We start from the raw sequence: 19,908 nt of genomic DNA, 5'->3' as shown, positions 1-19,908 counted from the left end.
CTTCCCCCTATTTGTAAGTTAAAGAAATGTTCACCCCTTTATATTAACCTTTATTTACAAATTTTTCAACTATTGAATAATAAATTAAGTAAAATAACGCTCAATATTTTAGAATCAGACCAAATGTTTTATGAATCGCTCACTCATTCTTTATTTTTAGCGCGGTTTGATGACTGGCTTTGTTCCCACTGCCAGATTAATAATCATATTACTGGTATTTTTATCCAGATTATTTTGGATATAGGCCTTGTTGTCAATATAATTATTATAATCCCATAGAATAAAAACGGTGCCGTTTTTTGTCACAATTTCATAGGTGTTTACTTCTGTCATCCGTACCTCGGATATTTTTTCCAGGTTGCTATCTTTTTTTAAATCTCTAAGAATATTCATAATCGTGTCAAAACGCCAATAGGGTTCAACCACTACTTCTTTACCAATTTCTGTTATGGTAACCTCATCACTTCCAAAAATCAGCGGTATATCTGTTTTTCTCAGGTATTCACCGTCTTCAATCAGCGTTTTGTCTTCCGACAGATAGTAGACCTTGTTATCATAATTCACCGCACAAATTGGTACTGACTCGACCATTCGGATGAGAATTTTGTTTGGCATAATCTTAGAAATTTCCAGTTCATCCAAATTCATCAAGGCATTGATATTATAATTTGCCTGATTGACATCGATCAAAAAAATACTCTCCCCAACGTTAATTCCTGAGGCCTCAACGACCGTCTGCGCATCAACAATTTCATTCCCAACCACTTCAATTTCGGCCACGTTAAATATACCCAAGTTAGCCGCCTGGTAAACACCGAAACCAATAGCCCCGATTATTCCCAGAATGATCAACATGGTTACTAAGCCTTTCATGATGCGTTTGCGCTTGTTTGCTTTTCGCTGTCGTCGACGCTGTTCCCTGAGCTCTTGCTTTGTCGGCTCGAGGTTTTGAAGTTTCCTTATCTTCTTTTCGCTGGAGTTTTTTTTCTTTGATCGTTTCATTCATTCTCCATTAATTTTTTTATTTGTGCATAAATCCGATCTCCGGCATTAATGATGCTTTGTTTTTTAGTGATCTGGCTCATCATTTGACATTTTTTCTCATCTTCTAATAGCGACTCAACGGTTTGAATCAGTCGCGCCCCCGTCAGTTCTTTGTCTTTAATGAGAACACCGCCGCCCGGATCGGTAATCACCCGGGCATTGAATTCCTGGTGATTACCGGCTGCCAGCGGGTAGGGAACCAGAATTGAAGGTACACCCACCGCCTGGATTTCCGCCACTGACATTGCTCCGGAACGGCTAATTACCAGATCAGCAGCTCCTAAAAGGCGGTGCATCTCATTGCTGTAAGCATCAACAAAAACATGACCAGATGGTGAAAGCCCCAGGTGATCCACTTCTTTTTTAATCGATTCATATTGATCTTTTCCGGTTAAATGATAAATAACCCGATCGTCTTGGTCTTTATAGGACGCAATCAGAGACAGGGCACTCTGATTGATGGAACCAGCGCCCTGGCTTCCGCCCATAATTAAAATCATTTTCTGGGTGTCAGACAGATTCAGGTTTTTTCGCAATTCACTTCGGTCAATCTGATGGTAGTCCGATCGCACCGGGTTTCCCGCCAGAAAAGTCCGTTCCTGGGGGAAATATTTTTCGGCCTCTTTAAAACTGATGGCAATCCGATTTACCCGGGTCCCCAACATCAGATTTGTTTTCCCGGGATAAGCATTTTGTTCATGAATCATTGTTTTTATTTTTCGTCGGCTGGCAATTAAGAGGAGCGGTCCCGCGGTAAACCCTCCGGTTCCAATCACCAGATCCGGTTGATGCTTTTTAATTAATTTTTTGGCATCGCTAAGCCCGTCAAAAATCCCCTTAATTGCTGCCAGTGTTTCTAACGAGGCCTTTCGCTCAAATCCCCGGACCCGGATATACTCAATCGGATAGCCATACTGAGGAATGATGTTTTTTTCCATCCCCACCATCGATCCAATAAAGACAATTTCAGCCCCGGGATTTTCAGTTTTTATTTTTTCAGCAATCGCTAATCCCGGATAAATATGCCCCCCGGTTCCACCTGCTGCAATGAGTATTTTCACAATCTACCTCACAATCTTTTTCTTGTTATGCATGGTTTTCTTGTTTGGTTCCAGTTTTTTGCCAAGGTCTACAGTTCGGGAGATATTTAGAATTGGGCCCATCATCGCAAACAAAATAACCATCGAGGAACCACCCGCACTGATAAAGGGCAAGGCCATCCCAGTTACCGGGATGATCGCTGATGCAACGCCAATGTTCACCAATACCTGAAATGCCAGCAATAACATCACACCACTGGTATACAGATAGGCAAAGTTATCCTGAGATTTCTGGGCAATTTGAAATCCCCGCCAGATTACATAAGCAAACAGTCCTAAAACAAGTAAACATCCCACGAAGCCAAATTCCTCGGCGATATTGGCAAAGATAAAGTCATTCTGCAGTTCCGGCAAAAACAGATATTTCTGTTTTCCATTACCCAGACCTCTGCCAAACATCCCACCGGTACCAATTGCCAGGAGAGATTGGGATATCTGATAATCATACCCACCTTTTCCTAAAAAAACATTAAAACGATCCAGTCGCCAGGGTTCGGCGATCATTAAACCAGCCACTGCCAATACCCCAAATCCCAGATAAGGATAAAAGAGTTTAAATTCAACGCCCCCAAAATAAAGGACCCCACAAGCGGCCAGGGCGATGGCCATAGCTGCACTCAAAGATGGTTCAATAGCGGTCAGGCCGCAGATGAGCCCCAGGGGCAACATACAATTTAACAAAAACGGCATATTCTCTTTGATAATGCCGGGTTTCCTAGAAATAACGGTGCTAAAATAAAGAATCACGGCAACCTTTGCTAATTCAGAAGGCTGAAAGGTGGTGACTTTTAAATCAATCCACCGTCTGGCATCATTAACCTTTAAGCCAATACCGGGGATTAAAACGATAATCAAAAGAAAAATAGAAATCACAATGCCCACAAGATAATATTTTTTGTAAACCCGGTAATCAATCTTACTCATGATTCCCATTACTGTCACACCCAGAATAACAAATACTAATTGTTTTAAAAACAGGGAATAACCTTTTTCCCCACTAATGGTGGATGAGTACATGCTGGCACTGAATACCATAATTACCCCAATGCCCGCCAACAACAGGAGGGCAATTAAAAAAGGTCGATCTATTTTTCCATTTTTCATGGTTCACTCCTCGAATTTTTATTGATTTTCGGTCACCAATCGCTTGAAAACTCGACCTCGGATCTCATAATTATCAAACATATCCCAACTGGCACAGGCTGGCGATAACAAAACAGTGTCACCCGATACGGCCACCGCTTTTGCGTGGGCAACCGCTTCCTCGTAGGTGTCAACTTTGGTGATGGTCGTAAAGCCCTTGGCCGTAGCGGCTTTGATTAGATCATCCGCAGTTACGCCTAAAACGATCAGCTGCTTGACCCGCTTTGCCACCAGTGCCATCAGCTCGGAATAGTCTTCTTTTTTATCATAGCCTCCGGCCAGCAGAATAATCGGTTCTGTTACCGCATTGACAGCCGTAATAGTGGCGTTGGTGTTGGTTCCTTTCGAATCGTTTATGTAGGTCACCCCGTCAAAACAGCCCACCAACTCCAGACGATGTTCCACTCCCGCAAAGGTTTTAAGAACCCGGACGATGACTTCCAGTTCAACCCCTGAAAAATATGCCAGGGTCAGAGCCGCCAGAGCATTCATGGTATTATGAGGACCGATAATACCCAGTTCATCTTCCCGACAAACCAAGATGCTTTCTTGACCATTATTAATATAGATTTCGCCCGCTAAACACCAGGCACCATAATCAACGGTTTTTTTATAACTAAAAAGGGCTTTTCTTGAAACCGCCTTTTCACCCAATTCACCGACTAAAGGGTCATCCCCGTTTAATACCAGCAGGTCTTCGACTCGTTGATTTTCAAATATCCGGCCTTTGGCATGCACATAATTTTCCATGCTCAGGTGACGGTCCAGATGATCCGGCGTCAGATTGAGAATCGCCGCCGCCTGAGGTCGAAAAGTATGGATCGTCTCCAATTGGAAACTGCTGATCTCGGTTATAAAAACCTCATCTGCGGTCGCGCTATCGACATAGTTGGTAATGGGGTCGCCAATGTTTCCGACCACATAAGTTCCCCGACCTGAGGCTTTGAATATTTCCCCCAGCAGGGTGGTGGTGGTGGTTTTCCCATTGGTCCCAGTAATCGCAATAAAAGGTGTTTGTGTCAATCGATAGGCCGCTTCGACCTCACCTGTGACTGGAATACCCTGCGCGTAAGCCGCTTGAATAATGGGAATACTCAGCGGCACCCCCGGGCTTATGACCACCTCATCAATCACCGTTAAAATCTCCAGACTCGGCTGAACACCAAAAATCGATTCAAACTCCGGGTTTTTTTCAAAATCCAGAATCTGGGGAAACTCTTTTAAGACGATGCCCGATGATCGGGTGTCCGTTAATAACACGGCTTCGCCATGGCTTAGTAATAGTTCTGTGACCGCAACCCCACTTCGGGCCGCTCCGACTACCAGAGTCCTTTTTATCATAATGCGCTTCTCCTATCCTAAACAAATAAATGCAATGACTACCGAAATCGCTGTAACCACCCAGAAAACAGTGACGACCCGGGTTTCACTCCAACCCGACAATTCAAAGTGATGATGAATGGGGGCCATCTTAAAAAAGCGCTTTCCCCCGGTAGATTTAAAGTAGCTCACTTGAATCACTACCGATAAAGCTTCAAGGACAAACAAAGCGCCAGCAATGAGCAGAAAAATCTGTAGCTGAGTAATGATCGCCATGACTACAACCGCTCCGCCCAACGCCATCGAACCGGTATCACCCATAAAGATATCAGCTGGATTTGAATTATGCCTTAAGAAACCCAAACATCCGCCAATAATGGCACCAGTAAAAATGCTGGTATTAGCTTGGGGCAGGGCCAGAGAGCCGACAAAAAAGAATATTGCAACAATTAAGGTAACGCCGGATGCCAATCCATCGAGTCCATCGGTTAAATTAACCGCATTGACAATCGATACTACCGCAATAAAGGTAAATGGTACATACCAGAATCCAAAATCGACAGTCTGATCCATTAATGGCACCACCATTTCAGAACCAATGGCTGGCGCATAATAAGCATAGAGGGCAATGGCCAGCGCACCAATACATTGGAGCACCATTTTCTGCCAGGCCCGCAGACCCAGATTGTGTTTTTTTGCTACCTTAATATAATCATCAATCAAACCCACAGCACCGAAGTAGAGCATTACCAGAATTGGAAAGAAATCCCAGTTTCCGACTAGCACTGACAAGATCGCAAAAGCCACCAATACCCCCAATTGAATCACCAGCCCGCCCATGGTTGGCGTTCCTGATTTTTCCAAATGGCTTTGCGGGCCTTCTTCTCTAATGGCCTGACCAAATTTTAGCCGTTTGAGCATGGGGATAAATCGCGGTGTCACAAAATAGACAACCAGGAAGGAAATCAGCAGACCAATCAGCCCGGTTTGTAAAACGGTCAGTTCCATTAGCAGCCACCTTCCTTAATAAAATCAATCACCCGTTCCAAACCCATGCCCCGGGATGCTTTAATCAGAATGATATCTTCGGGCCGGACAATCTCTTTTAAACAGGCACCGGCCGAGCGTGCATCAGGAACCTGGTAGACCGGTCCGGCATTGTCATAACCCTGACAAATTAACTGCCCCAATGGACCAACACCGATTAGAATATCCGCTTTACCCTTTGCGTAGTTGCCAACTTCAAGGTGTGCGGCTGGCCCGAAGTCGCCCATTTCTAACATATCGCCGAGAATTGCAATTTTTCGCTTGTTGTCACGGCCCAGGGTATCCAATACATCCAGGGAAGCCCGCATCGCATCAGGATTAGCATTATATGAGTCATTAATCACCTTGATTTCGCCAATCGTGAAAATATCCATCCGATTGCCGCTGGGCACAAAAGCATTAAGCCCTTGTTGAATCTCCGATTGAGTCAAGTCATAGAAATACCCTAAGCCAATAGCCACCAGACAATTATAGATATTATGTTCCCCGGGATAATTAAACGTGAAAACTTCGTTTCGATGTTCCCATTTTACCTGCATTTCAAGACCCGCTTGACTTGTACTATAATTAAAGGCTGTTACAGAATGCTCCCCATCCAAGCCAAAGGTTTTAACCTGGTAGTGATTCTTTTCATTATTTATTTTTTTTAAAAACGCATCATCACCATTAACATAGGCAATGCCATCGCTTGTTAAACGCTGCAAAATTTCTTTTTTGGCCCGATAAATATTCTCCTGGCTTTTCAGGCGTTCAATATGACTAAGTCCGACATTGGTGATTACACTGATATCGGGATCAACCAGTGCGATTGATTTTGAAATATCCCCAAGATGGTCCATTCCCATTTCGATGACGGCCATTTGATGGTCTGCTTCTAAATTAAATAAGGTCTGGGGAATCCCGTATTCATTATTAAAGTTACCCTCGGTTTTTAAGGTATGATACCGTTGTGACAGAACGGATGCCACCAGGTCCTTGGTGGTGGTTTTTCCGCTGCTGCCAGTAATGGCAATCACCGGAATGCTGTAACGATGACGATTAAAACCGGCCAACGCTTTCATCGCCGCTAATGTTGAAGCCACCTGGATGACCGTCATCTCCGCCGGAAAGGAGTGATTTCTTTCCTCGGTCAGACAAGCTCTACTGCCATTTAAAAAGGCCTGACTGATGTAATTGTGGCCATTATTCGTTTCCCCGATAATGGGCACATATAAGTCATTACCTGTTGTTTTTCGACTATCAATCGCAACATTTGCAATTGCCATTAAGCGATTTCCCTGGAGCAATTCCCCCTGGGTAATGTGAAGTATTTCATCAATACTGATACTTTCCATTTATCTTACCTGAACTTTCTTCTTTATTTTCGGTCAATCATAATCAATTCTATATTTAATTTTCAGCCTCGTCCACTGTCCAAAAAGACCATGACATTATATCAAACTTTAAACATAAAGAAAAGCAAGGATTCCTCCCCTTGCTTTTCTTTTAATTTTTTATGGGGCAAATGTTACGTTAACGTCACTGCCCCTCTCCACAACCGTTGTGGCTGCCGGCGTTTGACTTGAAGCAAAACCATTCCCTGTGATTTTAAGATTGAGTCCCAATCCCGTCAGAATTTCATTGGCACTCTGAATCGATAGTCCCTTTAGATCCGGCACAATAACCGTTCCAACCGCCTGACTATCGGTTTCTCCTAAAGCAAGGATCAATTCCGAATTTGGATCATAAACCGAATTGGTGGGAAGGCTTTGATTTACAACCGTGGTCCCACTGGTGGCTGGATCAACAACATATTTTATCCCCTTCTCATTGAGAATGCTGGCTGCAAAATCAATGTTCTGACCTACCAGATCAGGAACAGTGATGGTTCCCTTTTGAATTTCTTCCGTTACAGCACCACCAAGGGTGGTATCAGCAGTGTTATAATTCAAAGCTTGTTTTATTAAACTAATGGCGGTAGGTGCCGCACTGGTACTCCCATAAGCACCTGCTGCCGGTTCATCCAACACGACGTAAACCGAATATTTGGGGTCTTCCACTGGGGCAAAGCAGTAAAAGGAGGTCACATATTTGGAACTGGAATATTCACCATTGATAAACTTCTCGGCCGTCCCTGTTTTTCCGCCAATGCTGTATCCTTCAGAAAGATTGGTCATATCGGAATCATAGCCAACTACCTTACGCATGATTTCTCGGGTTGCTGCCGATGTTTCTTTCGAAATAATCTGTTTTTGGGATTCAATCGCTTTCCCCGTGGTTTCGCTGGAGATAATCGTCGGTTTAACATAGTAGCCATCATTGACGACACTATTTAGCGCACTGACGATTTGAATGGGCGTGACTGCCAACCCCTGTCCAAATGAAAAGGTCGCATAATCTACTTCATTGATCCCGCCATTGGCGGTAGATAGTCGATTAATAATTCCAGCTTCTTCGCCATCTAGCTCAATCCCGGTGGTTTCTCCTAAGCCAAAATTATACACATACTGATAGAAAACATCCGGATTCAATGTTTCAATAATCTGAACCAACCCCGGATTACAGGAATGGGCGATGGCATCCGAAACCGTAATGCTGCCATGTGGTCCGGTGGCGCAATTAATCACCGCATCACCGATCTGGATGGACCCATCACAATACACAATTGTATCTGGCGTTACTACCCCTTCTTCCAGGGCCGCTGCGCCAGTTAGTGCTTTAAAGGTGGAACCCGGTTCATAAATAAAACTAACGGCCTGATTCTTATACATCTCTGCCAGTTGTTCTTGTTCTGTTTTACCAACCAGATCTTCTGCATGTGTCGCGACGAAGTTAGCATCCAGAGTAAAAGGATCATTAAGATTGTAATCCGGCGTGGTCGCCATTGCCACTACTTCGCCAGTTTTGGTTTCCATCACAATCGCAGTTACACTTTTTGTTTTCCAGGTTGTCGCTGCTTCCTCAACCGCTTTTTCGGCCATCAATTGAATATTGCTATCAATCGTTAAAACAATATCTTCTCCCTGAACAGGTTCTTTTAATATTTTTGTTTGCGAAGGAATCTGGTTTCCGTTGGCATCTTTTTGGAAGTAAACAACCCCATCCTCGCCGCTTAAGACGTCTTCATAGGTGGATTCCACCCCATAGAGACCACTGTAGTCCCGCCCGGTAAACCCCAGAATATAGGAAGCAAAATTTCCATTGGTATAATAACGCCGATAATCATCCAGCAATTCGATGCCATTATAACTTTCTATGTTGCCGTCTTCGTCTTTGATTGCTTCCGATTGCTTAATTTCCAGAGCCAGGGCATTATCGACTTTCCCCAAAATTAGCACCGGCTGGTTTTCTTTACGGGTCGCACGATCGTAAAGGGACTCATAATTATAATCCAAATCTTTGGAAATGGCCGCAGCCACCGCAGCCGGATCTTTAATGCTAATCGGTTTAAAATAAAGGGTTCCGTCCTCAATACTGACACCATCAAAATTATGACTCAGTACAATAACCGCAGCGCCCTGACTGATACCGGTTTTTACTTCAACAATATCATTTTCCAGAACGATGATCTTTTTCATAATATCTTCAACTTTTAAACCCAGCTTGCTACTTAATGTTTGGGCCAGGCGATCGGGGTCTTCGACCTCATAGGGGATCACATTAACCGCTGTCGCTGAGGAATCTTTAGCCAGAACATTTTTGTTCCGATCGTAGATATCACCTCGTGATGCTTTAATGGCCACCTCTTCAACAAGTTGATCGACCTGGCGCTCATACTTCCCGGTTGAATTTACAATTTGCAGGGAAAATAATCTCCCAATAACAACAATTAAGCACAATGAAAGTACAACCATGGCAATCATGATGCGATTTTGTTTGCCGATCGGTCCAATCTCTCGTTGTGCCTTCTTTTTTATATTCACATTTTTTCTCCAAATTTTTATTCAATTAAGCTTACCTGATCTAGCTTAAATAAACCCTAACCTAAAACAAATTCTCAAACCAACTTCTCACAATTTGTGAATCCGTCATCAGTGACTCTTCTTTTTTCTCCGTCACCAGTTCGCGTCGATATTGTTCCTGGACCGGTTCGGTCATCCCATAACCTCTGGCTTGAGCCTCAATCGATTGAAGATTCATATTTGTTACTAATTGACCTTCTTTACTGTCGTTAACCTGTACGGCGTCTTCCAGGGTTTTCTGAAGGTCTCTGATCTGCGTATTTTTTTCGGTGATCACAGCGTGCTGAAATAAGATCCCAACCATTGCCGCAAACGCAATCAACCCTATAATCATAACATAGGAACTTGTTGTCATGCGCTTTTCTTTTTGTTTGGGCATTTTTACTCTTTTTTTTGTGGTCGCCATGGAACGCTCCTTTTTTTAACTTTCTGTTCCCAGCTTTTCTACAATCCGTAGTTTCGCACTTCGCGAACGCCGATTTTCTTCAAGTTCATCAACACCTGAAACAATCGGTTTTCTTGAAATAAGCTTTACTTCCGGTAATTTCCCACAAACACATTGGGGAAAATCCGGCGGGCAAGTGCAGGGATTGGCTTTCTCTTTAAAGAGATGCTTAACAACCCGATCTTCCAGCGAATGAAAGGTAATGACACACATTCTTCCGCCTGGCTTCAAGGCTTCAAGACCCTGGGTTAAAGCATCTTCTAATATTTTTAATTCCCCATTGACTTCCAGTCGAATGGCTTGAAATGTTTTTCTTGAGGGATGTTTCTCTTTAAAACGTTCCTTGGGAGGATACGCCTTCTTGATTATTTCACTTAACTCTAAAGTGGTCGTAATTCGCGCAAGCGTTCTGGCACGAACGATTGATTTGACGATTTGACTGGCAAACTTTTCTTCTCCATAAAGAAAAAGTATTTTTTTTAGTTCCCCGGGGGCATAGTCGTTGACCACCATTTCGGCGGTTAACTCTGCTGACTGGTTCATTCGCATATCCAGCGGACCATCGTTATGATAAGAAAAGCCTCGGGTATCGTCATCCAGTTGAAATGACGAAACCCCGAGGTCATATAGAATACCGTCGATTCCAAAGAGATGGAGGCCCTTTAGAACCTTGGCTAAACTGGCAAAATTACTTTTTACAAAATGACGCTGACAGGTAAAACCCGCCAGACGATTTTGGGCATACTCTAAAGCGTAATCATCCTGATCGATGCCAACCAAAATGCCGCTTTCATCCAATGATTCACAAATCCATTGGGAATGCCCACCCCCACCCAGGGTGCAATCCACGTAGATACCATTTGGTTTGATGTCCAGACCGTCAATGGATTCCCGTAGTAATACGGTGGTATGTGAAAATGTTTGTGGCTTCATTTATATTCCCAGCATTGCCATATTATTGGCAATGTCCTCATAATTTAAATCTTCATTGTCGTTATAGTTTTCCCATAATTGACTGTCCCAAATTTCTAATCGATTTGAAACCCCGATAATGGTCACCTCTTTTGTTATTTTTGCATATTTGCGGAGCGAAAGTGGAACACTCGCCCGGCCCTGTCGATCCAGCTCGCAATCGGCGGCACCGGCGAAGAAAAATCGGGTAAACGCTCGCGCATCCTTATCCGATACCGGTAGAGATTTTAGTTTACTTTCAAAATTCTCCCACTCTTCCATGGAAAAAACAAACAGGCAACAATCCAGTCCTTTTGTTAAGACAAATTGTCCACCCAGAGATTCTCTGAATTTTGAAGGAATGATCAATCGTCCCTTGTCGTCGATATTATGTTCATACTCTCCAAAAAACATCCAGATCTACCTCCTTCATACTTTGTTCTTCCATTTTCTTCCACATTATACCACACTCCACCACCCTTCACAAGTTACGAAACCGGCTATTAAGCAAAAAACAAAGTTTTATTTTGTTAAAATTTCCCATCAATTGTATTAATTTTATATCAAAAAACTTAAAAATAAATTCACAAAACGTCTTTCCTCCTAAAATCAACATTATAACTTGTGATTGTACGCATTTTGGTTTAAACTAATAAAATAATGAAAATTAAGGAGTAATTTAGAATGAGAGCAGTAGTTACGGTTATTGGAAATGACCGCACCGGAATAATTTATAATGTATCTAAAATTTTGGCTGAAAATGATGTCAATATTGAAGATATCAGCCAGACCGTTATGCATGATTTTTTCACCATGATCATGTTGGTGGACATGACAAACATGTCTGTTGAGTTTAATGTCCTGAAGGCCGCTCTTGAAGAAGTCGGACAAACCATCGGCATGTCCATCCGTATTCAGCATGAAGATCTTTTCAATGCTATGCACACGATTTAGGCGGCCACGATTATGGCAATGTTTAAAGACGTCCTCGAGACGGTTAGAATGATTGAAAAAGAACGGCTGGATATCCGGACCATCACCATGGGAATTTCATTGCTGGACTGCATTGATTCCTCCGGATTAAAAAGTCGCCAGAAAATCTATGAAAAAATCACCCGTTTGGCTGAAAATTTAGTCAAAGAAGGGGAACGCATTGAAAATGAACTGGGCATCCCGATTGTCAATAAGCGGATCTCGGTAACACCGATTTCACTCATCGCCGGTAGCAGTGATGACAAAAACTATGTGGAATATGCAAAAATTCTTGATGCCGCCGCCGCAACGGTCGGCATTAACTTTATCGGCGGTTTTTCCGCCCTTGTCCCCAAAGGGTTTACAAAAGGCGATCGGATTCTCATCGACTCCATACCAGAAGCCCTGGCAACAACCAATTGCGTGTGTTCATCCGTTAATCTTGGTTCCTCGAAAGCCGGTATTAACATGGACGCTGTTAAACGGCTGGGAGAAGTGATTAAAGAAACCGCCTACCTGACTCGGGAGGCGGATTCCATCGGCTGTGCCAAGTTTGTCGCCTTTGCCAACGCGGTTGAAGACAATCCCTTTATGGCAGGCGCCTTCCACGGCGTTGGTGAAGCCGAATCCGTCCTCAATGTCGGGGTCAGCGGGCCTGGTGTTGTCAAACGGGCTCTGGAAAAAGCCCAGAACGCTTCCTTTGGGGAAATGGCCGAAATCATCAAAAAAACCGCCTTTAAAATTACCCGGGCCGGTCATCTGGTTGGCACAACGGTAGCTGAACGCCTCAATGTCCCCTTTGGCATTTTAGATCTGTCCCTGGCACCAACCCCGGAAATTGGTGACAGTGTTGCCCGCATCCTTGAGGAAATGGGTCTGGAACACTGTGGCACCCATGGTACCACAGCAGCCCTTGCGATGCTCAATGATGCCGTTAAAAAAGGCGGTATTATGGCCTCCACCTCGGTGGGTGGCTTTAGCGGTGCCTTTATCCCGGTCAGTGAAGATGAAGGAATGATTGAAGCCGTGGAATGTGGCGCCCTGACCTTTGACAAACTGGAAGCCATGACCAGTGTTTGCTCGGTTGGTATCGATATGGTCGCCATCCCTGGCGATACCCCAGCTTCCACCATTTCTGGGATCTTAGCGGATGAAGCCGCTATTGGCGTCATCAACAATAAAACCACCGGTGTTCGCATTATCCCCGTTTATGGAAAAGACGTTGGCGATACCGCCGAATTTGGTGGACTACTGGGTCGGGCACCAATTATGCCGGTGAATAAAAACGATTGCTCAGTTTTTGTAAATCGTGGCGGACAGATCCCCGCCCCTATTCACAGCTTTAAAAACTAGCGCAATCGGACTGGCAACTTGGGGGACCCACAACTGTGGGTCTCCTGTTTTATCGAAAGGAGCTAATAAATGAATGTCGAATTATGGGAAAAATGTGTAACCTTTCACGGACATCACTGTCCCGGCCTGGCCATTGGTGTCCGGGCTTCCTTGGAGGCCATCAAAGCCCTTTCCCTTGATATGACTGGGGATGATAAAATTGTTTGTGTCGCTGAAAATGAATCCTGCAGTGTTGACGGTATCCGGGTGGTGCTGGAGTGTACTGGAGAAAAAGGTAATCTGTTCTTTATAAAAGGTGGAAAACAGGCTTTTTCTGTTTTTAATCAAACCACCGGTGCGAGTATCCGTTTGATTTTAAAAGAACTTCCGCCAATGGAACGTGATGAAATGGAAGCCTTCCTGCTTAACGAACCCGACGCGACAATACTTTTCGATTTCGAAAAACCCCATTTCGAATTACCTGAAAAGCTTAACTGAGTTTTAAAAACACCACCATGATTAATCCGGAACGATTAATCATGGTGGTGTTTTTTTATTCACTCAGCCATTACCACTTGCGGTGCCATCGATAACTTTGATATGGTATAATAAATAAAATAATTTACTATAAAATCTTATATCGAGGTACTCATATGTTTACTTTGCCCGTTTATACAGCTCCTGATTTTACCGAAACCTTTTTTGTCAAAGCCCCCAGTGTTCGAACGATGCCTGCTCCTATGGATGGTGTGGTTCCGGAGAACTTTTATGCCACGACCATCTTTCCCGAGTATTTTAAAATCCATGATACCTGGCAGCTGATGGCTGAAAGTCGGATGGACTGTGTGGTTGTCATTGCCAATGATCGACCCCATGCCATCGAATTCAGAAATGTCAAGAAAGGCGATGCCGTTGTCGTCGGACGTCATGAAGATGGCGGAAACGGTGTTTATGTCGATCATTTTGCCTTCAGTAAAAAACATCCAGATGGTGATAATTTTTCGTTTCGTACCTCTAATTCCCGGGAAACCGCCTACTCCCGGGACTACGACCGACTCTATCAACTCTTGGAATTCGAACGGGATAACGGCTATATTCTATGGGTTCTCGGCCCGGCGGTAACCTTTGACCAGGACTCCCGAAATGCCATGACCCATCTGGTGGAAATGGGCTATGTGGATGCCCTCTTTGCCGGAAATGCCCTGGCCACCCACGACTTGGAGTCCCACTTTTTTAACACCGCCTTGGGTCAGGACATCTATTCCAAAGAAAATAAATCACTGGGTCACTATCACCATATCGAAACCATCAATCGGGCTCGGGGCTGCGGTTCCCTGGAAAATTTAATTGAAAAATATAAAATCGAAGATGGTATTGTCAATTCCTGTATTAAAAATGACATCCCCATGGTTTTAGCCGGTTCAATTCGCGACGATGGGCCTTTACCTGGCGTCTATGCTGATGTTTACAGCGCCCAGGATGCTCTGCGGGTGCACACCAAAAAAGCCACTACGATCATCTGTCTGGCAACTCAGCTCCACACCATTGCCACCGGCAACATGACCCCTTCCTACCAGGTGGTTGATGGTCTGATTCGGCCGGTTTATTTTTATACCGTCGACATCTCCGAATTTGTGGTCAATAAACTAAAGGACCGGGGCAGCCTCAGCTCCCGGTCGATCATCACCAATATCCAGGATTTTGTAGTCAATTTACAGCGAAATTTATCATTGAAGTAATTATCATTAAATAGAAAAAGGACTTTTGCCAAAGCAAAAGTCCCCACCACTCGATGATTGAATTACATAATAGAAGGTAAAATTAAAGGTAGTACTGAAAAATTAAGCAATTGTAAAACCCAAATTGTACAGGCCGGGGGGTCGATGTGGCTGTCTGCGTAACTGTTAAAGGCTAAGCCCGCAAACTCTCCGATTATCGCTGCCAGGATACCCGTGATGGCGGCAGCTATAATGGCGGCCACTGGGCTTAATGTTCCTGAGAAGACAACAATCGCTGTTGAAGCAGCTGGCAATACGATATGATGACAGCCATAGAAAGGCAGTCCCATGCAGGCAAAGATCAGTCCAAAGGCGGCGATACCAAAGGCAAAGCTACCCATCTGTGAGAATAGATATCCAGCTTCACCTGACCCGGCTAAAGCCATGCTGCCGAAAGCCGCCGCAATACCACCAACCAGAATACCAAAACCTGCACCCAGAACGATGGTGAACATCAAATCAGAGCCTTGAGGCAGATAATGTCGTGTTACACCAGCGGGAGTTTTACCTGTTAAACCGGAGTCGGTAAAAATCAAACGTACTAGAATGGCAGAAATGACAACACTTAAAGCAACTGTGTCGGTCCATGCTGCGGAACCAAGTACATTTGCGCCAATTACTGTGCCGATAACAAAGTTTAATAAGTAACCAATAATACCAAAAATTCCGCCGACCAGTAATACGGATGCGTCTTTTAATCCTGCTAGTGGGGTGATAATATCCCCGCCAACTTCCAACTTTCCAATTTTTTTAGCATAAGCAGAAGCGGCAACCGCACCAGCAAACGCAACACATGGTGAGAACCATGATCCAAAGCTGACGATCCCAATGGCTGGGGCTCCAAAATCTCCGGCAAGAATTGCGGCAATGACTGTTAACCCAGTAAAAATAAATGATGGCACACCACCGATGGCGGCTGCAAATAACCCGCCGCCAAAAGCAGCAATTAATAATGTAAAATCCATCTCTTTTTCTCCTTTTAAATAAAATTTGATTGTTGTAAACATAAAAACGCCATCGAGTGGTTCTGATAATGTTTACATGCTCAGTTTAACAAGAAGGTCAAATTTTTACTATGGTCATCATCACCCAAATATCTGTCCTCCGTTGTGCACCATTTACAAGGGTTGCTATCAAAACCGTGTACACCATCACTTATGATTCTACACATTTATTATTTTTTTCAAAAAAACAAAAAAAGAGCCGGAGCTCTCTTAGATTAAGGGGTCTAGTATGGACTTTACATCATCCCAGTAAGGGGTCACAATCCCTCTTAGTTAGAATAAACGATGGGTCAGAAAAAAGCATCCGCATTGATTAACAAAATGATGCTATTAATCTGTGCGTGGTGCACAGTATTTACAAAAATTTCTCTCTGTGATTATTTACTAAGCCCAACCCTGATGCGAAAAGCTACTGATGTTTTAAAAACTCTAAAATTCGAAACGAGTACGCTAAGTCAAACTGCACCTTCGGTGCCGTTAACTCCAGCTGAGTAAGCGATTTGATTCGATCGATGCGATAACTGAGGGTATTTCGGTGAATATGGAGGGCTTCACAGGTTTCTTTATAATTGCATCCATAATCGATAAGTGTGTTTAACGTATAGAACAACTCAGATTGATGTCGTCGGTCATATTTCTCAAGTTTCAACAAACCAGTTTGAACAAAATCCCTGAGATTATTTCCAGCCTCACCGGTTACCTTCTCAAGCAGATGAAAAAACTTATAATCATCATAATTAAAAAGGCGCTCTTTCTCATGAATTGTTAAGCCAATGCGAATGGCTGCCTTCGCATGAAAATAATGGCATTGAAAATTCTCAATCCCCTGAAAAAATTCGCTGATGCCAATTCGCAATCCATGTTTTTCCATAAATATTTTTAACCGACTGATCCCCTTATCCGTTTTTTCTGTTTCCAGATCCGTACATAAAACAACCATCTGATTACCGTAAAAAATTGTATGGGATTTAGGAACGACGTGATACAAATCATCTCGTAGTGAGTCTTTAAAGACCTCCTGATTAAGATTGGCATCATCTTGTTCAGAAACCAGGACACACAGATTATTACTGGTATTAAGCTCTGACTCCAGGACCCAGGCTTTGAAATCTTCATTTTCCTTGTCTCTACCTTCAATCAGATCCTTTAGAATCCCCTCATTCATATTGCCGCGGATATACTTATACATGGGAATCTTTATAATAATTTCTGTCAATACTTCATTCGCCAGCAGCAATAACTCTAAATATCCATTCGTCACTTCAGTTTTTTTAAAAAACATCACCATCGCACCGGCGTATTTCCCCCGAATGATCACAGGCGATACCAAAGCCTTTGTCTCACTTTCCAGCCCGACCACATAGGGCGTTCGTTCCTTGGGAAAGCGCTTGACCTCTTCAATATTAACGAGTTCAAAAATGAATTCGTGGCTACAGAATCCTTTAGAAATGGCAAACTGCCACGAGCGATCTGTGATCTCAGAAGTTCGACTCATTCCACGAATCGAGAAGTTAATGTCAATAAATATAACTGGTTTTTCCGCCAAATAACTAATGGTTTCCACTACCTCTTCCACAGTATGGTTGTCCAAAAGTAATCTTAATAAGCGATTGCTTTGTCTGTATCTCAGTTCTGTTTGACTATCCATAGCGGCTCTTTATTTTTTGCTCCATTTCAGTTGTTTAAATATTTCCCCGATACTTCCCTTAATAATAAGATTTGCCCGGGAATCCATCGGCGTTGAGGATTTATTTACCAATACCAGATTCCTGCCACGATAATAATCGATCAGTCCTGCCGCCGGGTAAACACCCAGAGAGGTTCCCCCAATTATCAGAACCTCTGCTTTTGTGATGGCCCCAACTGACTGGTTTATGACATCGCTGTTCAGCCCCTCACCATACAATACTACATCTGGCTTGATCGTCCCGCCACAGCCGCATTCCGGCACTCCCTGACTTTCCTTAATTGTTTGAACCGGATAAAACTGATGACAGTGCATACAGTAATTACGATAAATCGATCCATGCAGTTCCAGCACCTTTTTACTCCCCGCCAATTGATGAAGTCCATCAATATTCTGAGTAATTACCGCCTTCAGTTTATCCTCGGTTTCCAGCTCTGCCAACTTTATATGGGCAAAGTTTGGCTTTGCTTCCAGATGCAGTATTTTATTACGATAAAAATGATAGAATTCTTCGGTATTATTCATAAAAAATTCATGCGAAAGAATTGTTTCTGGTGGATATTTGTAGCTCTGGCTGTACAACCCATCGACACTCCTGAAATCCGGAATGCCACTTTCAGTGGAAACACCGGCCCCGCCAAAGAAAACAATATTTCCTGATTCTGCTACCAATCCTTTTAAGTTTTCAATATTGGTCATCTTATCCTCTTTTCTCAAATCTTTTCTGATTGTTCAATTTCTTTTAAAAAGAATTTTACCATATCTAACGCTTTTTTGCCTGACTGCTCGTTAAAATCATATCCATAAGGATCAGCAAAGCCATGTTTACCTGGAAAAACGAATAGTTCAACTTTTTCTTTCTGGTCAAGCTTTGAAACAATCGACTGAATATCAAAGGATTCTTCCTGTTCCGGAAATACCAGTAGACAGGGACAAACCGGGTTGACCTCCGGATAGTCCCGGATTCGCGATCCATAATAGCCGATTATCCCATCGCAGTTATGGTTCTCTGCTAACCGCCAGGCAATGGTCGCTCCGACACTTGATCCAAATACAATGATTTTTTTATAACTATTTTTTAGCTCCTCAATACTAAGCGCTATCTCTTCGTATCGATCAAAGCCCACTTCCACCTTAAAATCACGATATGCTTCATTACTTTCGGAGTATCTATAAACATGGTCTCGCCTGCTCAGATTCATACAAAAGCTATCATAACCGTGACCAATAAAAAATTCTGCCCAGTCTTTTATGTATTGGTTAATTCCATAAATTTCCGGGATAATCACAACCGCTTTTGCTGATCCTATTTTTTGTTTAGTCTTCTGCAATTACACTCAATCCTTCCTTCATACTTGAACATCCGATTTCGTCGATTTGCGGTTTAAAAGATAAGCATTTATTCCTTATTCGCGTCATTCGTTTTTCTTTTTTTTAGTAAGCTGCCTAGATACATACCCAATAACGCAACTGCCCCATAAATACCCCCGTATATCAACGCTCTTATCTCAACAATCAAAAATATTGGTGGGAAAAAAATAAAACCCATAAAAATTGGATAAAGCCAGACATTTCCGTTTTTCAGTCCATATATAAAAGCAGAAATGAAACAATAAGTGGGAATAATCAGCAGCATAATGGATGTGAAAAATTTTGAATTTGCATCCATCGTGGGTAATATAAAAAAGATCAAAGAGGTCATGATCAGATACGGCAACACGGGAATTAGTAAGGGTAAGTTTTTTTTCATAATCGGCTCCTATTTGCAAAATCAACTGAAGTTATATCAGTTTTTATGCATTTATTATAGCATGAAAGTATCATCTTATGAGCTAATTTTTAAGAATATGGCTATTAGAAGAGCTTTTAGAACTAACTTCTGTTTAACCTTCACAACTGCGTCACAGCTCTCGCTACGCCTGCGTTTGGGGCTTTGGCCCATAAAAAAATAGCGATGAATATTGATTTTTAAGTGAACTTGAATCAACGCTTCACTTTACTGCCGTTTTACTCGCTCATGCGGCACTTCGGCTACGCTGCGCCTCAGTCGCCAGATGGCTCCTTCCTAAAAATATAAAAAGAGCGGTGATTAAACCTTACTGCCGTCTAATGATTCCGTGCAACTCCGTCTCCGCTGCGCTACG

19 protein-coding genes are annotated in these 19,908 nt (G+C 43.1%); 4 read left to right on the top strand and 15 right to left on the bottom strand.

What is annotated here, in order from left to right:
• Window positions 1–156 precede the first annotated feature (156 nt).
• The 10 genes from U2P91_RS15775 to mraZ all read right to left on the bottom strand — a co-directional run bounded on the left by U2P91_RS15775 (window position 157) and on the right by mraZ (window position 11,405).
• Window positions 157–1,002 carry a cell division protein FtsQ/DivIB gene (locus U2P91_RS15775; RefSeq protein ID WP_322519984.1) on the bottom strand — a complete coding sequence of 282 codons (846 nt, stop codon included), beginning with the start codon at window positions 1,000–1,002 and terminating at the stop codon, window positions 157–159.
• Window positions 999–2,105 carry an undecaprenyldiphospho-muramoylpentapeptide beta-N-acetylglucosaminyltransferase gene (murG, locus tag U2P91_RS15770; protein ID WP_322519983.1) on the bottom strand — a complete coding sequence of 369 codons (1,107 nt, stop codon included), beginning with the start codon at window positions 2,103–2,105 and terminating at the stop codon, window positions 999–1,001. Before murG ends, U2P91_RS15775 begins: the two co-directional genes overlap by 4 nt.
• Window positions 2,106–2,108: 3 nt before the next feature.
• A complete protein-coding gene (gene ftsW / locus U2P91_RS15765; RefSeq protein ID WP_322519982.1) occupies window positions 2,109–3,248 on the bottom strand; it encodes a putative lipid II flippase FtsW in 1,140 nt (379 codons plus the stop codon).
• Between the two features lie 18 nt (window positions 3,249–3,266).
• Window positions 3,267–4,628 (bottom strand): UDP-N-acetylmuramoyl-L-alanine--D-glutamate ligase, encoded by a 1,362-nt coding sequence (gene murD, locus U2P91_RS15760; protein WP_111889162.1) that lies wholly within the window; start codon window positions 4,626–4,628, stop codon window positions 3,267–3,269.
• 12 nt (window positions 4,629–4,640) lie between these two features.
• Complete coding sequence (gene mraY, locus U2P91_RS15755) at window positions 4,641–5,615, bottom strand: phospho-N-acetylmuramoyl-pentapeptide-transferase (RefSeq protein ID WP_111889161.1); 975 nt, start codon at window positions 5,613–5,615, stop codon at window positions 4,641–4,643.
• Window positions 5,615–6,988 (bottom strand): UDP-N-acetylmuramoyl-tripeptide--D-alanyl-D-alanine ligase, encoded by a 1,374-nt coding sequence (locus tag U2P91_RS15750; protein ID WP_111889160.1) that lies wholly within the window; start codon window positions 6,986–6,988, stop codon window positions 5,615–5,617. Before U2P91_RS15750 ends, mraY begins: the two co-directional genes overlap by 1 nt.
• 159 nt (window positions 6,989–7,147) lie before the next feature.
• Window positions 7,148–9,556 (bottom strand): penicillin-binding transpeptidase domain-containing protein, encoded by a 2,409-nt coding sequence (locus tag U2P91_RS15745; RefSeq protein WP_111889159.1) that lies wholly within the window; start codon window positions 9,554–9,556, stop codon window positions 7,148–7,150.
• A 61-nt stretch (window positions 9,557–9,617) separates the two neighbouring features.
• Window positions 9,618–10,001, bottom strand: coding sequence for a hypothetical protein (locus U2P91_RS15740; RefSeq protein WP_111889158.1), 384 nt, complete (start codon window positions 9,999–10,001; stop codon window positions 9,618–9,620).
• Window positions 10,002–10,016: 15 nt separating this feature from the next.
• Window positions 10,017–10,973 carry a 16S rRNA (cytosine(1402)-N(4))-methyltransferase RsmH gene (rsmH, locus tag U2P91_RS15735; protein ID WP_111889157.1) on the bottom strand — a complete coding sequence of 319 codons (957 nt, stop codon included), beginning with the start codon at window positions 10,971–10,973 and terminating at the stop codon, window positions 10,017–10,019.
• A complete protein-coding gene (mraZ, locus tag U2P91_RS15730; RefSeq protein ID WP_111889156.1) occupies window positions 10,974–11,405 on the bottom strand; it encodes a division/cell wall cluster transcriptional repressor MraZ in 432 nt (143 codons plus the stop codon). It abuts the gene before it with no gap.
• Between the two features lie 270 nt (window positions 11,406–11,675).
• On the opposite strand from mraZ, the gene U2P91_RS15725 reads away from it, so the two are divergent.
• The 4 genes from U2P91_RS15725 to U2P91_RS15710 all read left to right on the top strand — a co-directional run bounded on the left by U2P91_RS15725 (window position 11,676) and on the right by U2P91_RS15710 (window position 15,034).
• Complete coding sequence (locus U2P91_RS15725; RefSeq protein WP_111889155.1) at window positions 11,676–11,945, top strand: ACT domain-containing protein; 270 nt, start codon at window positions 11,676–11,678, stop codon at window positions 11,943–11,945.
• Window positions 11,946–11,957: 12 nt separating this feature from the next.
• Complete coding sequence (locus U2P91_RS15720; protein ID WP_322519981.1) at window positions 11,958–13,316, top strand: PFL family protein; 1,359 nt, start codon at window positions 11,958–11,960, stop codon at window positions 13,314–13,316.
• 69 nt (window positions 13,317–13,385) lie between these two features.
• A complete protein-coding gene (locus U2P91_RS15715; RefSeq protein WP_322519980.1) occupies window positions 13,386–13,793 on the top strand; it encodes a formylmethanofuran dehydrogenase subunit E family protein in 408 nt (135 codons plus the stop codon).
• Between the two features lie 155 nt (window positions 13,794–13,948).
• The gene (locus tag U2P91_RS15710; protein WP_111889152.1) at window positions 13,949–15,034 is read left to right on the top strand and encodes a hypothetical protein; all 1,086 of its coding nucleotides are present in this window, start codon (window positions 13,949–13,951) and stop codon (window positions 15,032–15,034) included.
• A 62-nt stretch (window positions 15,035–15,096) separates the two neighbouring features.
• On the opposite strand, the gene U2P91_RS15705 is transcribed toward U2P91_RS15710, so the two are convergent.
• From U2P91_RS15705 to U2P91_RS15685, 5 genes are all read right to left on the bottom strand, one after another.
• Window positions 15,097–16,038, bottom strand: a complete 942-nt coding sequence (locus tag U2P91_RS15705; RefSeq protein WP_322519979.1) for a hypothetical protein — start codon at window positions 16,036–16,038, stop codon at window positions 15,097–15,099.
• A gap of 448 nt (window positions 16,039–16,486) precedes the next feature.
• On the bottom strand, window positions 16,487–17,725 hold the full coding sequence (locus tag U2P91_RS15700; protein ID WP_322519978.1) for a PucR family transcriptional regulator: 1,239 nt from the start codon (window positions 17,723–17,725) through the stop codon (window positions 16,487–16,489).
• 9 nt (window positions 17,726–17,734) lie between these two features.
• A complete protein-coding gene (locus tag U2P91_RS15695) occupies window positions 17,735–18,463 on the bottom strand; it encodes an NAD-dependent protein deacylase (protein ID WP_322519977.1) in 729 nt (242 codons plus the stop codon).
• 14 nt (window positions 18,464–18,477) lie between these two features.
• Complete coding sequence (locus tag U2P91_RS15690; protein ID WP_322519976.1) at window positions 18,478–19,095, bottom strand: dienelactone hydrolase family protein; 618 nt, start codon at window positions 19,093–19,095, stop codon at window positions 18,478–18,480.
• Between the two features lie 68 nt (window positions 19,096–19,163).
• The gene (locus U2P91_RS15685) at window positions 19,164–19,514 is read right to left on the bottom strand and encodes a hypothetical protein (protein WP_322519975.1); all 351 of its coding nucleotides are present in this window, start codon (window positions 19,512–19,514) and stop codon (window positions 19,164–19,166) included.
• Window positions 19,515–19,908 lie beyond the last annotated feature (394 nt).

It is taken from the genome of Acetobacterium sp. K1/6 (assembly GCF_034438075.1).
Lineage (GTDB): Bacteria > Bacillota > Clostridia > Eubacteriales > Eubacteriaceae > Acetobacterium > Acetobacterium carbinolicum.
Note: the sequence above shows the minus strand (reverse complement) of the source record. Positions and strands in the feature narration are given on the sequence as shown.